A 14,950-nucleotide genomic window follows, 5' to 3' on the forward strand; every position below is an offset into this window, starting at 1 on the left:
ATCGGTGGAAAAAGGAGTATTAACACCCTTCTTTCCCGGTTACGGCAATAAACCCTCAACTTTTATTACACCATGATTCGGTTACCGTCGTCGACGAAACCCTGGCTCCGATTGTTCCTGACCGTCGGCGCTACCGTTAGCCTATACGCCTGCCTGAGAACCCAGAACGCTAGCACACAAACCGCAGCCACCACTACATCGTCGGCGTCGGCAGCCCCGCGTCGGGTGCTGGTTTTCTCTAAAACAAAGGGCTACTTCCACGGGTCAATCCCGTATGGTATTGCGGCCATCCAGAAACTGGGACAGGAGAATAACTTTCGGGTCGATACGACTAAGAATGCCGCGTACTTCACCGACGACAGCCTGCGTAATTACGAGGCCGTTGTATTCCTGAGCACGACCGGAAACGTACTGAATCCTGAGCAGCAGGCTGCTTTTGAGCGGTATATTCAGGCAGGAGGGGGCTACATGGGTATCCACGCGGCCGCCGATACCGAATACGACTGGCCGTGGTATAATAAACTGGTAGGCGGCTATTTTGCCAGCCACCCCAGTAACCCGAACGTGCGGAAAGCCACCATCGACGTAACCGACAAAAACCACCCGTCGACGGCTCACCTGCCCGACCGCTGGGAGCGTACCGACGAATGGTACAATTACCGCTCGTTTTATACCGACCTGAACGTACTGGCAAGCCTTGACGAAAATACGTACGAAGGCGGCACCAACGGCAGCAATCACCCTATCGCGTGGTACCATGAATTCGACGGTGGCCGGGCGTTTTACACCGGTGGTGGCCACGAAAATGCCAGTTACAGCGAACCGTTGTTTGTCAAGCACTTACTGGGTGGTCTCAACTACGTTATGGGCAAGGGCGAGCCGCTGAACTACCGGAAGGCGTATGCGGTGGTAATGCCCGAAGAAAACCGCTTCGTGAAGACCGTACTGGTCAACGACCTCAACGAGCCGATGGAACTGGCCATCGCCGACGAAGGGGGTGGCAATTCAGGACGCGTTTTCTTCACCGAACGGAGTGGTAATCTGTCGGTCTACGACCCGCGGACAAACCAAAGCAAAGTCATGCACAAATTCAGCGTAACGACCAAGCAGGGCTTTGGTGTACAGGGTGTTACGGTCGATCCGAACTTTGCGACCAACCACTTTCTCTACCTGTATTATTCGCCAATGACCGACAAAAATCCGGTCAATTATCACCTGTCCCGGTTTGTCGTCAACAACGATAACACGATCGATCTGGCTTCGGAAAAAGTACTTCTGAAGATTCCGCATGAGTTTGAAGCCAGCGCTCACCACGGCGGGTCGTTTGCCTGGGATAAAGAAGGCAATCTGTACCTCTCGACCGGCGATAATACGAACCCGTTCCCGTCTAACGGCTACGCACCCATCGACGAACGCCCCGACCATCTGACGCTGGATGCGCAGCGTTCGGCGGCTAATACCAATGATTTACGCGGGAAAGTGCTCCGTATCAAACCTCAACCGGACGGTACGTATACCATTCCGGACGGCAACCTTTTTCCGAAAGGTTTGGCGCAGACCCGGCCCGAAATCTACACCATGGGGCTGCGAAACCCGTACCGTATTGCCGTCAATCCAAGATCGTCGGTGTTGTACTGGGGCGAAATCGGGCCGGATGCCGGTAAAGACAGTACCATCGGGCCGCGGGGGTATGACGAGTTCAACCAGGCCAAAAAGCCGGGGAACCACGGTTGGCCGCTGTTCATCGGCAACAGCCAGCCCTATCCGGATCTGGATTTTGCCACCAACGTAGCCGGACCGACGTTTGACCCTAAGGCACCCGTCAACAGTTCGGTGAATAATACCGGTCTGAAAAACCTGCCACAGGCTACGTCGGCCATGATCTGGTACCCCTACGCGGCTTCCAAAGAGTTTCCGGAGCTGGGTCAGGGTGGCCGAAGCGCCATGGCGGGTGCGTTCTATACGTACGACCGCAACTCAACGTCGAGGAGTAAGTTCCCGGAATACTACGACGGGGGGCTGTTTATCTTCGACTGGATGCGGAACTGGGTGGTAGTGGCCCGTTTCGATCAGAACGAGAACTACCTGCGCACGGAGCCGTTTATGGCCACAAACGGAGATTTTCGCCGGCCGATCGATCTGGCTTTCAGTAAAGACGGTGTGATGTACATGCTGGAATACGGCTCGGTCTACGGCGCTGATAACGACGATGCCCGGCTGGTCAAAATTGAATACAATACGGGCAATCGGGCACCGGTAGCGCTCGCGGGTGTCGTTGATTCGGTGGCCGTTGCGCAATCGAGAGCCCGGGCTTATTTAACCTCAGACGGCCGGAATGTACCACCCATCAAGGAAGCCGTTGGGCAGGCTCCACTACGGGTAAGTTTCAGCGGTCGTGGTACTGATCTGGACCAGGACGACAAACTGACGTACCAATGGCTGTTTGACGGCAAAACCGTAGGGGCGACAAAGCCCGGTGCAACGTACACCTACACTCAGCCGGGTGTTTACAACGCCATCCTGAAAGTGAGCGACCAGACCGGTCTGGTAGGCATGGATACGGTCGTCGTGAAGGTAGGTAACGCCAAACCGGAAGTCGCCATTACGTCGACCGGCAACAAATCGTTTTTCTGGGAAGGCAAGCCGTTTACGTACTCAGTGAAAGTAGCCGATAAAGAAGATGCGACGGTTGACCCGAAGCGCGTCAGGGTGTTTTATGCGTACAGCGCCCAGCCGGGCAATACGCCGGCCGCTCCGCAGCAGGGGCACCAGAATCTGGATGCTATCGGCAACGGTTCGCTTGGGAAAACACTCATCGCCAACAGCGACTGCAAAGCCTGTCACACCATCGACAAACCATCGGTCGGCCCGACGTTCCTGGCCGTAGCCAGTCGATACAAAGGCCAGCCGGGGATTACCGAGCGCCTGGCGAAAAAAATCATTGAGGGCGGGGGCGGAAGCTGGAGCAAAGACCATCTCATGAGTGCGCACCCGCAGATACCGATGCAGGATGCGCAGGAGATGGTGAAGTATATCTTTTCGCTGACTGACGAGCAGAAGCAGGTGACCGTTCCACTCGAAGGTGCACTGGCCCTAAACGAGCACAAAGCTGAAGAACCCCGCGGTCAGTACACACTGGTGGCGACCTACACCGACAACGGCGGAAAGGTAGTCGGGCCGCTGACGGCCACGGATGTCGTAACACTCCGGAATGCAAAAGTTCGGGCGCTCGATGCTGATGCGTACGTTGGTTTCCCGCGCTGGGGCAACCGCCTGAGCGCCGGTGGGCATAAAGCGTATCTGCTTTACAAAAACATCGACCTGACGTGCATCAAGTCCCTTACGTACGAGTATTCGTCGCTGAACAAAGACGGCGAGATTGAGCTGCGGCTCGATTCGTTTGCCGGGCCGGTAATTAGCCGGACACCCTACAGCGCCACGGGTGACTGGAAAAATACCCGGCAGGTGACGGGTGAACTGGAGAAACCCATCTTGGGAAAGCATGACATTTATATTGTGGTGGTTAAACGGACCCCGCCGACGAATGAAATCATCCAGCTCAATACCGTTCTCTTCAATCAGTAACTACGTGTAATGGAAGAAATTGCCTTTACAATGAAGCTCCGACCGGGAGTAGAAGCCGAATACAAACGGCGACACGATGAAATCTGGCCCGAGCTCTCGGCCGCCCTGGCTGACGCCGGCATCCGGGACTATTCAATCTATCTCGACCGGAGCAGCGGTACGTTGTTTGCCGTTCAGAAACGGCTTGAAGGCCACCGCGCTGATGACTTGCCGATGCTGTCGATTATGCAGCGCTGGTGGGCCTACATGGCCGATCTGATGGATACCAATCCCGACAATTCGCCGGTGGTGCAACCCCTGGAACGCGTGTTCCACAGCGACTAATCTGAAATCCTTGTCTATCAAGTATTGACTAAAACCCATAAACCAAACCCCATGAAATCCATTAAACTCCTTGCCCTTGCGCTGATTACTGCCGGAACGCTGGTCGTTTTACCCGGTTCCGGAAAGGTTGACGATAAACAGGCTGTTACGCAGGCGGTCGAAAAACTACGAAAAGCCATGATCGATCCCGATAAGGCGACCCTCGAAGCCCTGGCCGCCAACGACCTGAGCTACGGCCATTCGAACGGAAATATTGAAGACAAGGCCGCTTTTGTGGAAGCGCTGGTCAGTGGAGCTTCTGACTTCAAAAGTATCGACCTGACTGACCAGAGCGTTACGGTGGTGGACAATACCGCGATGGTTCGGCATAAGCTATCGGGCGAAACCAACAACAAAGGCGTGGCTGGTCAGGTTAAGCTTGGTGTGCTGCTGGTCTGGGTGAAGCAGAAAGGCGACTGGAAGCTGCTGGCCCGGCAAGCGGTTAAAATCTAACCAACCATCACCGAAACGTCGGTAATACGCTTATGGAATCGAAACCAATCAGGGCTATAATTACCGGCGCAACCGGCATGGTAGGCGAGGGGGTACTGCACGAATGCCTGAAGCACCCGGATGTCGAACGGGTGTTAGTTATCAATCGGAAACCCGGTGGTGTATCGCATCCAAAACTGACCGAACTCATCCATACTGATTTCTTCGATTTCTCGGCCATTGAAGATCAACTGGCAGGCTATAACGCCTGCTTTTTTTGTCTGGGTGTATCGTCCGTCGGCATGAACGAAGCTGACTACCATCGCCTGACGTACGACCTGACCCAGCACGTAGCCCGGACGCTCGTCCGCCTAAATCCCGGCATGACGTTCTGCTACGTATCGGGAGCAGGCACTGACAGCACCGAACAGGGGCGGCTGATGTGGGCACGGGTGAAAGGCAAAACCGAAAACGCGCTGTTGCAACTGCCGTTCAAGGCTGCCTACATGTTCCGCCCCGGCTTCCTGCGAGCGTCTGAAGGGGCTAAAAACGTGAAAAGTTACTACACGTATCTGGCCTGGCTTTACCCGATCGGACGGGTGCTTTATCCGGCGGGGTTCTGTACCCTGGAGGAGCTTGGCCGTGCGATGATTAACACCGTAACCAAAGGGTACGACAAATCCGTGCTGGAAGTGAAAGACATTGTGCAACTGGCGGTTCGGTAAGTCGGTTGCGCGTAATACCCCAAACACACCTGAAATTATTACCCTAAACCCCTGAAGGGGCTTAGCTCGGCTAGGTTAAAAAACCTGATAAAGCAGCGCTAAGCCCCTTCAGGGGTTTGGGGTAATAACTAAAACCTGAAATTTTACAACATCACCGGCTGGCCCGTACGAACGGACTCATCGCAGGCGAAGGCTATTTGTAGGCTATTGACTGCATCCTGCATGTGATCAGTCAGGTCGAGGTTTTCCCGGATGGCGCGCAGGAAATACCGTTGCTCGCGGTTGCAGAGTTCCTGGTGGTCGGGCTCGTCCTGCATGTCGATCCACGCATCGGGCTGAACAAAGTGGTCGTCGGTGGTGAGATCGGCGTAATGCACGCGCAGGGATTCCGTTTTGGTGTGGGCATCAACATTATCCGACTGGCCGGTGGAACCAGCATTTTTCGCGACGATGGATACGCATCCTTTCGGGCCGATTACGTCCTTAACGAAGAAGGCGGTCTCGCTCATCATGGGGCCCCAGCCGGCTTCGTACCAGCCTACGGAACCATCCTCAAACCGAATCTGTAACTGGCCGTAATTGTAGTTATCGGCCGGAATATCGTTGGTGAGCCGGGCACCGATGGCGTTCACCTGCACGGGTTTCGAGCGGGTCATCTGGCACATTACGTCGATATAATGAACCCCACAGTCAACGATCGGGCTCAGGCTTTTCATCAGGTTCCGGTGAACGGTCCACATCTGGCCGTGGCTCTGCTGGTTAAGGTTCATCCGCATCACCAGCGGCTTGCCCATGGTCTGGGCAACTTCTACAAACTTCTCCCACGACGGATGGTGGCGCAAAATGTAGCCTACCACCAGCTTTTTGCCGGCTTTCTCGGCGGCTGCTACGACGCGTCTGGCCCCTTCGACCGTATCGGCAACAGGTTTCTCGATAAATACGTGGCAGCCCTGCTCAAAGGCCATGATGGCGAAGGCTTCGTGTGTATCAGGATAGGTGGAAATGCAGACGGCATCGGGTCGGGTCTCGGCCAGAGCGGTTGCATAATCGCTGAACAAGTGATAGCCGCCACCGAGCCGTTCATTCAGAACTTCCTTACTTTTGCCGGTCGAAACAATACCGCAGATCTCGAAGCCATCCAGGGTATGATAGGCTGTAGCGTGTGAAGCGCCCATATTTCCGCAGCCAACGACAAGAACGCGCAGCGATTGGGAGGGATTCGGAATAGACATACTTGTAAGTTGAAATGAACTGCAAAAGTAGTCTTCCGAAAAGAAATAGCTCCGTATCTATCCTGAAACTTGGAACCTGAAATTTTAATATGATCGTAACCCAACAACTGCCCATTCTGTATCAGTCCGCCGAACTGGTCGCGATCAATAAGCCGCACGGGCTGCTGGTTCATCGGTCGCCGATTGCGAGTGATGCCAGTGAATTTGCCGTGCAGTTGCTGCGTGACCAGCTTGGACAGCGGGTGTATCCGGTTCACCGGCTCGACCGCAAAACGGGGGGCGTTCTCCTTTTTGCGTTGACCGAATCCATGAATGCGGCCATGCAGCAACAGTTTGCCGACGGTCAGGTAGCGAAGACGTACCTGGCCATTGTTCGTGGCTATACGCCCGATGAGCAGGTGATCGATTACCCGCTCCGACGGGAAGATGGCGTGTTGCAGGAAGCGGTGACAAGAGTGAATACTCTGCAACGAACCGAAATTCCGCTGGCGTTCGGAAAACACTCTACGTCGCGATATTCCCTGGTCGAGCTGACACCCACCACCGGCCGTATGCACCAGCTACGGAAGCATATGGCCCATGTCCTGCACCCCATCATTGGCGATCGGCCACACGGGTGCAACAAACAGAACAAGCTGTTTAAGGACCAGTTCAGTATGACCACCATGCTGCTGCACGCCAGCCGGTTGCAATTCCGGCCTCCTGATACGTCAGAGATAATTATGGTTGAGGCACCGCTGCAGGCCGAGTTTACCCGGATGGTAGCGTTACTGTTTGGAGCATGAAGCCTTTTGTAGGCTATCTAACCAAAAAGCCTGGTCTCTCGTTGAAACCAGGCTTTTTTAGTACATGTCATCCTCTGTTTAGTTCTTAGCCCGCACCGGCAGGTCTTCTAGTTGGGCGTAGCTCAGCTTCCAGTTGTTATCCTGCCCTTTCTTCCACAGCAGGATAAAGTTGCCTTCACCGTAGCCGCGGGGCAGGTTGGCGCTGGTTGGGAGCACGTCTACCGAAAAGGTACCGGCTTCATAAGCCGTGGTGTTATCCGTGCCGGAGCTAACTACGCTCGTTTTCAGTCCGGCCAGCGTTGGTAGTGTTTCCTGTACCCAGCGCTTTGACACCTCCGACTTGCCGGTAAAATGGGTTTCGCCCTGGAGAAACTGTACGTCATCCGCCAGGAAGCTGACGATTTTTTCGGCGTCTTTGGCATTCCAGGCGTTGATGAATTGCTGATTGAGGGATTGTATGTTGACGGCCTGTTCCGGTTTTGAGCAAGCGGTTAACGTGGCCATGATGATCAGAATATTCAGGAAAGCTTTCATCGCTTTGTTGTTTTGAGTGGATTGCCGGCGGCAAGAAAGAACCGGCCGCCGGCCTTTGGTTGCTAAGTGGGGATTGATGGTTTACCAGCTCTTGCGACGTACCTCCGACGTACTGTAAGCGAAGTTCTGATCGCCATAGTATTCATTTGGCAGGTAAATTCCATCTATCAGGTACGACGTCAGATCGTTGGTTGGCAGGGCTGTGGCTGCACTTTTGGCAACGACCGCGGCATTGTAGGCCGGTTTCGGATTGGTCGCCGTGTATACCCGATTGTTGTTGGCGCTGGCCAGTTCTCTCGATTCCTGGGCGGCCTCACGTTCGGCGGCAGCCCGTTCGGCCGCGGCAATCCGTGCTTTCTGCTTATTGTCGATGTGCTTACCGATGGCATATCCAGCCGCGCCACCGGCCACCCCGCCAATCACGGCACCCACTGCCCGGTTACGCTTGTTGATTACGGCACCGGCTGCGGCACCGGCACCTGCGCCAATCGCTGTTCCTTTAGCCTGAGGGCTCCAGCGTTTTTTAGCGTTACTCTTTGCGTAGCCGTAACCGGCTGCCCCACCAACGACACCGCCTACAACAGCGCCCACGGCGCGGTTTTTCTTGTTGATGATAGCTCCCGTAGCTGCGCCAACGCCCGCACCGATTACGGTGCCTTTGGTCGTCGGATTCCAGGCACGCTGAGCCTGAGCGGAGGTGCCGAACAGGATACTGATCAGCAGTATCCAGACGAAACTATATCGAACCGTTTTCATCACTGTGTTTAGTTTAGTGAAACCCGTTTTGGTCTTGTCCTGCTAACGCAACGAGCATGACCCTTTGTTCATTGTTGACCGTTAGATAAAGAAGCCACAAGGAGGTTTAACAGATTTTCAAAAAAAACTCTGAATCCTTGTGGAGTGTATAATAAAACCTTTAATACGTTGTATATGTTGCATTGGGCGGTTATGTCGCTCTTTTACCGTTAGTTAAGCCAGCGCAAACAACGTATTGCCTAAATACGTACTTTCGATTATCCTGAACCACTACCGTATCAATTATGGAATTTATGTTCGTGCTACTTGTACTGGCGGCCATTCTGGCCTTTTTCTCGATCGTGATTGTACAGCAGGGAACCGTGGCCGTCGTCACGATTTTCGGGAAGTACGCCCGGGTGATGGGCCCCGGTCTGAATTTTAAAATCCCATTTATCGAGTTCATTTTCCGACGGGTATCCATTCAGAACCGGTCGGTCGAACTGGCATTTCAGGCCATTACGGCCGATCAGGCCAATGTTAACTTCAAGGCCATGCTGGTGTATGCCGTACTGAACCAGGGCGAGGAAACCATTAAAAACGTAGCATTCAAATTTGTGGATGAACAATCGTTTATGCAGGCCCTCACCCGCACCATCGAAGGGTCGATCCGGAGTTTTGTGGCCACCAAGCGTCAGGCCGAAATTCTGTCGCTTCGGTCGGAAATTGTCACGCACGTGAAAGAACAGCTCGACGGACTGCTCGAAAGCTGGGGCTATCACCTGATTGATTTGCAGATCAATGATATTACGTTTGATGAGGTAATTATGCGGTCGATGGCGCAGGTTGTGGCTTCTTCCAACCTGAAAGCAGCCGCCGAAAACGAAGGACAGGCATTGCTGATCACCAAAACCAAGTCGGCGGAAGCCGAAGGTAACGCCATTAAGATTGCGGCCGAGGCTGAAAAAACGGCTTCTCAACTGCGCGGACAGGGCGTGGCGTTGTTCCGGGAGGAAGTAGCCAAAGGGATGGCCGAGTCGGCGAAGGTGATGACCGAAGCCAATCTTGATGCGTCACTGATTCTGTTTTCAATCTGGACCGAGGCCGTCAAACACTTCGCTGAAAATGGGCAGGGCAACGTTATTTTCCTGGATGGCTCTACCGATGGCATGGAAAAAACCATGAAGCAGCTCATGGCAATCGACAAGCTTAACAACGGTCCGAACGGCAACGGAACGGATTTAAACAACGGCCGGATTCCTACGCCCATTATTCGATAAAAAGATCCATTTAAGAGCAAATCAGGAGGTTGTTGATCCAGTATGCCTGTGGTCCTGACTCCGCAACCTCCCGAAAACCGCATTCAAACTATTTCTGCATTAAGTGGTTAATAATGATTCACTAACCATTCAAGAACGTTATGGATAAATTGCAGAAGTTTGAATTGATGAACAAAATTGCTCGTGAGCTGGAAGACCTGCAAAACAGTCAGACGGTACTGATGAGTAAGATTGGTCAGATCGAGGTGGACAACATGAACGGCCTCAACGACAAATACCTGGAGGAGCATCTTGGCGATATGCATGCCTCGATAGCCAGCAATGTCGATAAAATCAGCGAAATTTTTGCCCACTTTGAAGAGCAACGTGACGAGTTTGCCAAAGCTAATCAATCGGATATCGAAGCTGCACAGGCAGCCGCTACAATTGATTCCGTCAAATAATAATACCCGTGAGCTTTTTTGTCATCCAGATAGCCCGATCCTGGCAGCAGGCTGACAAAAGATCCGGCTATAACGGTAAGCAGTGGATTTGATTGCCTATCATCCATACTCACGTTTGACTACTATCAGGTTTATATTGGTAGTCTAAAGCAACAGCGCCGGACATTCCATCCGGCGCTGTTGCTTTAGGTACATGGAAAACGATGATCGTTGCCCGAGGGCATATTGATGGATAATACCTTCCAGATCAATACAGCGAATGAAACACCAGATTGTCAATGCTACGTTGCAAAGCGGGCAAATCGCCCAGCCGATCCGTAAGACGATCGTCGATGTGCTCAGGTGGAATGGTAAGTTTAAAACCATCCGTATCAACTACCCAAGCCTGATGAATGGACCACCCCAGCGATTTAAAGGCGCTCAGAAACTCAAGGGCATGCTTGAGATTTGAGACCCGAAATGAACCATACTGCCAATTTACAGCTACCGGATTTGTGCTTTCCTCGACTTGTAGCTGTGGATTACTGACCGCGAAATAGAGCATGGGTAAACTAACGGGCGTTTCCATGACGAACCATTCAAAAACTGGAAAACAAAAGATACTGAAGCGTAGACCGGTGCGGAAGATGAAGTTACATTGATTTGCTGAGTAATTGGATAGAGTAAGTGTAAAAACTGATCAACCGGTCTGAATACGTGGCCATCTGAGTTAGTATCCATTTTTAAATCCATCAGGACAACACCTTCGACCTATAAAAGACGGCTCTTTTGTTCGTTGATACGCTGGGCAAAACGGAGGGTATTTTACCGTTTCAACTCCCTGAAATCCAGTTGCTGAATTAAGGCTGGGTTCTCCGGGGTCAGCGTGAAATACACGTCGATGTTGGCGTTTTCGCCTTCCAGCACGAAATGACCCCGTAGCTGATTCTCAGGTTCCAGTTCGCCCACTCGTTTGATCTTGCCGGCTTTGGCAAAAAGCGCCTGAACCTCTTTTCTCCGGGCATCGATAGGGCGATCAGGGAAAAAATTCTCGGCAAAGAGCTGGCTTGTCTCAGCATTCGTCCAGTCGGGGAGGAGTTTCACCAGTTCGGTCTGGCGTTGTTTCAGGATCGGCGAAACGGGTAACTGACGGGGCTTCAGGCCACCGATCGATACCAACGTATCGAGCACAACGGTGTTGATGCCCCCCAGACCAGCATACGTCAGATTGGCGTACGAGATTACGCCTATGCCGTAGTCGGGCAGGATACGCCACTGGCTGCCGAAGCCCGGTAATCCACCGCTGTGGCCGACGTTTACGGTACCAACGCAGTTTTTTCCCCAGCCCAGTCCGTAGCCATAAGCGGTCGTGGTCGGGCATAGTTTGCCGGATGCGCTTCTGGCTTCCGGATACAACCCTGAAAACATCCACGGCTGCTGCATTTCCCGTATCGAACTGCGTTTCACCGGCTGGTTATCGTTATTGGCGGCATCACTACGGGGTGGCCAGGCCGCCTGGTGCAGCGCTACGTACTTGCTGAAATCCTCAATGGAGGTGATCAACCCACCCATTGCCCCATACGACCCGTCGTGTAACAGCGGTTCTTCGACCCAATTGCCATCAACGTACCGATAGCCGTGCGCGAGCAGGTTGGCGGGTACGTTGCTGTATTCCCAAACCGTCTGGTTCATACCCAGCGGCTTCAGGATGGTTTCGGTAATGTATTGCTGGTAAGGCTTCCCCGCTACTTTGGTGATGATGTTGCCCAGCATGGCAAAACCAAGGTTGCTGTACTCGTAGGCAACCCCCGGCGTATTGGAGACTGTCAATCCCCCTTTGATCAGATTGATCAGGTCGGCGTCTGAATCGGCCAACTGGCGATCACCCCAGGGGTTGTCTTCCGGGAAACCCGCCGAGTGGGTCATCAGGTGACGGATGGTGATCAGGGGCGCGTCGGCCGTGAGGTACGTAATTTGTTTAAGCTCCGGGATGTACTGCTGAACGGGATCATCCAGCCGAAGTTTGCCCTCGTCGCGCAGGCGCAGAATGGCCATGGACGTCAGGCTCTTAGTCATCGATGCAATGCGGAACAGGGATTTTGTCGTAGCGGGTGTTTTCTTCGCTACGTCGGTATAGCCCGTACTGCCGCTGTAAACCAGCTTACCGTCGACAACAATACCGTAAGCCAATCCGGGAAAATTGCGTTTGACAGCATGGTCTTTAAAGAGTTTGTCAATAATCGAAAAAGCCGCTTCGAGTTTCTTTAGCCGGTCAGGGTCGGTGAAAACAGAGGGCTGGTACGTACTTACCGGTGCTACGCCGTTGGAGGCTTTAGGCTGAGCAAAGGCGCTTAGTGCAGTGAAAAATAGGAATAAAACAGGTAAAATTCGGTTGATCATGGCAGGGTGAAATGATGGCCAAGATAGTGGTATAGAAGGAAAATGTCACCCGCTACCACCTAATGGAATCCGTATAATATATTAATATTAGGATAAATACACAGAATCGATAATTTTGTTGACTATACTTTTTCACGCCATTCGCTAATGAAGATAGCATATACTGTTAGTACAGTTAGCCATATACCTTATGCGTTAATTTTGGGTGAGTCGTTTAAGAAACATAACCCTGAAGATTTATTTATTATATGTATTGTTGATAAACTTGGACATGATTTAAACACGGCTGATTTTGGGCAATTTGATTATATAGAAGTGTCCAGATTAGATATATCTTTCTTTGGTGAAATGTGTCAGCGATACAACTTAATTGAATTATGCTCTGCTACTAAACCATTTTTTGCAAGCTATATATTTGAGTGTTATCCAACTAATGATATTGTACTCTATTTTGATTCAGACATAATGATTTTTAATTCATTGACATACTTAGAGGAAAAACTTAATAAATATGATATTTTACTTACTCCACATATAGTATCGGAGCATAACAAGGGAGATCGTAACTTGGAAACTCAAATATTAAATACAGGAATATACAATGCAGGCTTTTTTGGTTTACGCCGTTCGATTAATACCGATAAAATGCTTTCATGGTGGAAAGATCGCTTGATTACACATGGTTATACAAATTTCATACGCGGTATGTACGCTGACCAGCTTTGGCTAAACTTTGTACCTTTATTTTTCGAAGGTGTTCGAGTGGAGATGCATGTAGGATGCAATGTAGCTTATTGGAATTTGCACGAACGATCCCTGAAAGCGTCGGGCAACAAGTTCATTGTGAACGACTGTGATCAACTACTTTTCTTTCATTTTAGCGGTTACCACATTGATGAACCATATAAAATATCGATCTACCACAAACACCTAACTATTACTGAACGTACTGATGTTGAACCTATTTTTTTTATGTATAAACACGCATTGAGTAAGTACGAAAGTTGGCAATTGCGTCATAAAGCAAACTCATACGTAAGACGCCGAGCGAAGTGGATAGAGTTCATACGGGGTTGGTTGATTGTATTTTTTAACAAAGGAATGGAAGCTTTGGGGGCATGAGTTGTAAAGCTTTAAAAACGTCTGTAGCACTTTGTACGTATAATGGGGAAAAGTTTTTGGTAGAACAGTTACATAGTTTAATTAACCAAACACAGCTTCCTGACGAACTAGTTATATGTGATGATGGCTCGAATGATAAAACTATTGAAATAGTTCACAAATTTGCTGAGTCAGCACCTTTTTGTGTGAGGCTATTTCAAAATCTTGTGCCATTGGGAGTAACATATAATTTTGAAAGAGCTGTCTTTTTATGTCGAAACGATATTATCTTTTTATGCGACCAAGACGATATATGGGTTCCTACAAAGATTGAGCGTTTAACTGAATTTCTACAATTTAATTTACGGTTTCAAGCCGTTTTTAGTAATGCTGTATTAGTTGACGAGTATGGGAGTGATCTGAAAAAAACAATCTGGGATTGCGTTGTTTTTAATGAACAAATACGTTCTGCTTGGACTAATAGTTATGCTTTTGATATAAGTTTACTGAGCAACCGTATACCGGGTTGTACAATGGCAATAAGGCGAGAATTTGTCAGGTACGTATTGCCATTTCCTGGAGCGTTTGTCACTTGTATGCATGATTGGTGGTTGGTACTAGCCGCAACGGCATCAAATGCCTTAATGTACATTGACGAACCATTAATTGCTTATCGCCAACATGCAGGGCAGAAGGTTGGTGTTACTACACGTAGTGCAGACCGATCATTGCTATCGGACATCATACACCGAAGTGAAAAACAAATAGCAAAGCTTTCTGAGTTACAAGACAAGACTAATTTTGTGGAAGCATTGATCGAGTACCTTACGTTATTACCATATATAGACGCTTTAAGCATACAGAAAGCTCAAGCTTATAAAGAACATCTTCAACTTCGTCGGAATATTCTCTTACGTAGTGTGAGTCGTTTTGGAGCAGTGCTGACCGGGTTATTAAGCGGAAATTATCACCGTTATGCCCGCCCAAATGCTGATTGGACCGATCCTTGGCGAACAGCGGTAAGTGATTTGGTGGCTTGAAAGATATTCATACACTAAGTGTAATTGTAACGTTTGCATTAAGAAAGCGTAGGAAGCATTCTTCAAATATATTATTCTCTGCCGATGGGTAATCCTGAATTGCTGATTGAGTTGCTGCGCTATCCAATGCCCTTTGGCAAATACAAAGGTTGCCTGCTTCGGGAGCTGCCAATGCCGTATCTGGAGTGGTTCGCACAGAAAGGTTTTCCGCCCGGCAAACTGGGTATGCTGCTGCAAACGCTCTATGAAATCAGGCTGAATGGGTTGGAGTACCTGCTTACTGAGCTGGAAAGAAGGAAGTGATCCGGACAGGGGC

General features: G+C 50.7%; 15 protein-coding genes. 11 read left to right on the plus strand and 4 right to left on the minus strand.

The genetic code is table 11. The features are described 5' to 3' along the window. Positions 1-72 precede the first annotated feature (72 nt). Genes BN8_RS10310 through BN8_RS10325 form a run of 4 tightly spaced genes read left to right on the plus strand, consistent with a single transcriptional unit; the run spans position 73 to position 5,105 of the window. A complete protein-coding gene (locus BN8_RS10310) occupies positions 73-3,585 on the plus strand; it encodes a ThuA domain-containing protein (protein WP_009281799.1) in 3,513 nt (1,170 codons plus the stop codon). A 9-nt stretch (positions 3,586-3,594) separates the two neighbouring features. Continuing rightward, complete coding sequence (rhaM, locus tag BN8_RS10315; RefSeq protein WP_009281800.1) at positions 3,595-3,909, plus strand: L-rhamnose mutarotase; 315 nt, start codon at positions 3,595-3,597, stop codon at positions 3,907-3,909. A 51-nt stretch (positions 3,910-3,960) separates the two neighbouring features. Further along, complete coding sequence (locus tag BN8_RS10320; protein ID WP_009281801.1) at positions 3,961-4,401, plus strand: nuclear transport factor 2 family protein; 441 nt, start codon at positions 3,961-3,963, stop codon at positions 4,399-4,401. 32 nt (positions 4,402-4,433) lie between these two features. Beyond that, positions 4,434-5,105 carry an NAD-dependent epimerase/dehydratase family protein gene (locus tag BN8_RS10325; RefSeq protein WP_009281802.1) on the plus strand — a complete coding sequence of 224 codons (672 nt, stop codon included), beginning with the start codon at positions 4,434-4,436 and terminating at the stop codon, positions 5,103-5,105. Between the two features lie 143 nt (positions 5,106-5,248). On the opposite strand, the gene BN8_RS10330 is transcribed toward BN8_RS10325, so the two are convergent. Beyond that, a complete protein-coding gene (locus BN8_RS10330; protein ID WP_009281803.1) occupies positions 5,249-6,337 on the minus strand; it encodes a Gfo/Idh/MocA family protein in 1,089 nt (362 codons plus the stop codon). 89 nt (positions 6,338-6,426) lie between these two features. On the opposite strand from BN8_RS10330, the gene BN8_RS10335 reads away from it, so the two are divergent. Beyond that, positions 6,427-7,122, plus strand: coding sequence for a pseudouridine synthase (locus BN8_RS10335; protein ID WP_009281804.1), 696 nt, complete (start codon positions 6,427-6,429; stop codon positions 7,120-7,122). Between the two features lie 78 nt (positions 7,123-7,200). On the opposite strand, the gene BN8_RS10340 is transcribed toward BN8_RS10335, so the two are convergent. Next, a complete protein-coding gene (locus BN8_RS10340; protein WP_009281805.1) occupies positions 7,201-7,656 on the minus strand; it encodes a YybH family protein in 456 nt (151 codons plus the stop codon). 81 nt (positions 7,657-7,737) lie between these two features. After that, positions 7,738-8,412 (minus strand): YMGG-like glycine zipper-containing protein, encoded by a 675-nt coding sequence (locus BN8_RS10345; RefSeq protein WP_009281806.1) that lies wholly within the window; start codon positions 8,410-8,412, stop codon positions 7,738-7,740. A gap of 284 nt (positions 8,413-8,696) precedes the next feature. On the opposite strand from BN8_RS10345, the gene BN8_RS10350 reads away from it, so the two are divergent. The 3 genes from BN8_RS10350 (at position 8,697) to BN8_RS32840 (ending at position 10,565) form a co-directional block, all read left to right on the plus strand. Continuing rightward, positions 8,697-9,671 carry an SPFH domain-containing protein gene (locus tag BN8_RS10350; RefSeq protein ID WP_009281807.1) on the plus strand — a complete coding sequence of 325 codons (975 nt, stop codon included), beginning with the start codon at positions 8,697-8,699 and terminating at the stop codon, positions 9,669-9,671. A 140-nt stretch (positions 9,672-9,811) separates the two neighbouring features. Then, the gene (locus tag BN8_RS10355) at positions 9,812-10,114 is read left to right on the plus strand and encodes a hypothetical protein (protein WP_009281808.1); all 303 of its coding nucleotides are present in this window, start codon (positions 9,812-9,814) and stop codon (positions 10,112-10,114) included. Between the two features lie 259 nt (positions 10,115-10,373). Further along, positions 10,374-10,565: a hypothetical protein gene (locus tag BN8_RS32840; RefSeq protein ID WP_009281810.1), complete on the plus strand. Its 192-nt coding sequence runs from the start codon at positions 10,374-10,376 to the stop codon at positions 10,563-10,565. A gap of 353 nt (positions 10,566-10,918) precedes the next feature. On the opposite strand, the gene BN8_RS10365 is transcribed toward BN8_RS32840, so the two are convergent. Then, positions 10,919-12,493, minus strand: coding sequence for a serine hydrolase domain-containing protein (locus BN8_RS10365; protein WP_009281811.1), 1,575 nt, complete (start codon positions 12,491-12,493; stop codon positions 10,919-10,921). A 147-nt stretch (positions 12,494-12,640) separates the two neighbouring features. Here BN8_RS10365 and BN8_RS10370 point away from each other — a divergent pair, with 147 nt between their 5' ends. The 3 genes from BN8_RS10370 to BN8_RS10380 all read left to right on the plus strand — a co-directional run bounded on the left by BN8_RS10370 (position 12,641) and on the right by BN8_RS10380 (position 14,937). Then, entirely contained in the window at positions 12,641-13,615 is a 975-nt protein-coding gene (locus BN8_RS10370; RefSeq protein WP_009281812.1) for a hypothetical protein, read from the plus strand. Continuing rightward, positions 13,612-14,634: a glycosyltransferase family 2 protein gene (locus tag BN8_RS31650; RefSeq protein ID WP_009281813.1), complete on the plus strand. Its 1,023-nt coding sequence runs from the start codon at positions 13,612-13,614 to the stop codon at positions 14,632-14,634. The genes BN8_RS10370 and BN8_RS31650 overlap by 4 nt, the downstream gene beginning before the upstream one ends. 84 nt (positions 14,635-14,718) lie before the next feature. Next, positions 14,719-14,937 (plus strand): DUF3820 family protein, encoded by a 219-nt coding sequence (locus BN8_RS10380; RefSeq protein ID WP_009281814.1) that lies wholly within the window; start codon positions 14,719-14,721, stop codon positions 14,935-14,937. The last annotated feature ends 13 nt before the right edge of the window (positions 14,938-14,950 follow it).

This window comes from Fibrisoma limi BUZ 3, assembly GCF_000296815.2.
Classification (GTDB): domain Bacteria; phylum Bacteroidota; class Bacteroidia; order Cytophagales; family Spirosomataceae; genus Fibrisoma; species Fibrisoma limi.

Coding starts and splice junctions, on each gene's coding strand:
- BN8_RS10380 (WP_009281814.1), top strand. CDS start 14,719: ATGGGTAATCCTGAATTGCTGATTGAGTTGCTGCGCTATCCAATGCCC.
- BN8_RS31650 (WP_009281813.1), top strand. CDS start 13,612: ATGAGTTGTAAAGCTTTAAAAACGTCTGTAGCACTTTGTACGTATAAT.
- BN8_RS10325 (WP_009281802.1), top strand. CDS start 4,434: ATGGAATCGAAACCAATCAGGGCTATAATTACCGGCGCAACCGGCATG.
- BN8_RS10355 (WP_009281808.1), top strand. CDS start 9,812: ATGGATAAATTGCAGAAGTTTGAATTGATGAACAAAATTGCTCGTGAG.
- BN8_RS10340 (WP_009281805.1), bottom strand. CDS start 7,656: ATGAAAGCTTTCCTGAATATTCTGATCATCATGGCCACGTTAACCGCT.
- BN8_RS10330 (WP_009281803.1), bottom strand. CDS start 6,337: ATGTCTATTCCGAATCCCTCCCAATCGCTGCGCGTTCTTGTCGTTGGC.
- BN8_RS10345 (WP_009281806.1), bottom strand. CDS start 8,412: ATGAAAACGGTTCGATATAGTTTCGTCTGGATACTGCTGATCAGTATC.
- BN8_RS10335 (WP_009281804.1), top strand. CDS start 6,427: ATGATCGTAACCCAACAACTGCCCATTCTGTATCAGTCCGCCGAACTG.
- BN8_RS32840 (WP_009281810.1), top strand. CDS start 10,374: ATGAAACACCAGATTGTCAATGCTACGTTGCAAAGCGGGCAAATCGCC.
- BN8_RS10370 (WP_009281812.1), top strand. CDS start 12,641: ATGAAGATAGCATATACTGTTAGTACAGTTAGCCATATACCTTATGCG.
- BN8_RS10320 (WP_009281801.1), top strand. CDS start 3,961: ATGAAATCCATTAAACTCCTTGCCCTTGCGCTGATTACTGCCGGAACG.
- BN8_RS10310 (WP_009281799.1), top strand. CDS start 73: ATGATTCGGTTACCGTCGTCGACGAAACCCTGGCTCCGATTGTTCCTG.
- BN8_RS10350 (WP_009281807.1), top strand. CDS start 8,697: ATGGAATTTATGTTCGTGCTACTTGTACTGGCGGCCATTCTGGCCTTT.
- rhaM (WP_009281800.1), top strand. CDS start 3,595: ATGGAAGAAATTGCCTTTACAATGAAGCTCCGACCGGGAGTAGAAGCC.
- BN8_RS10365 (WP_009281811.1), bottom strand. CDS start 12,493: ATGATCAACCGAATTTTACCTGTTTTATTCCTATTTTTCACTGCACTA.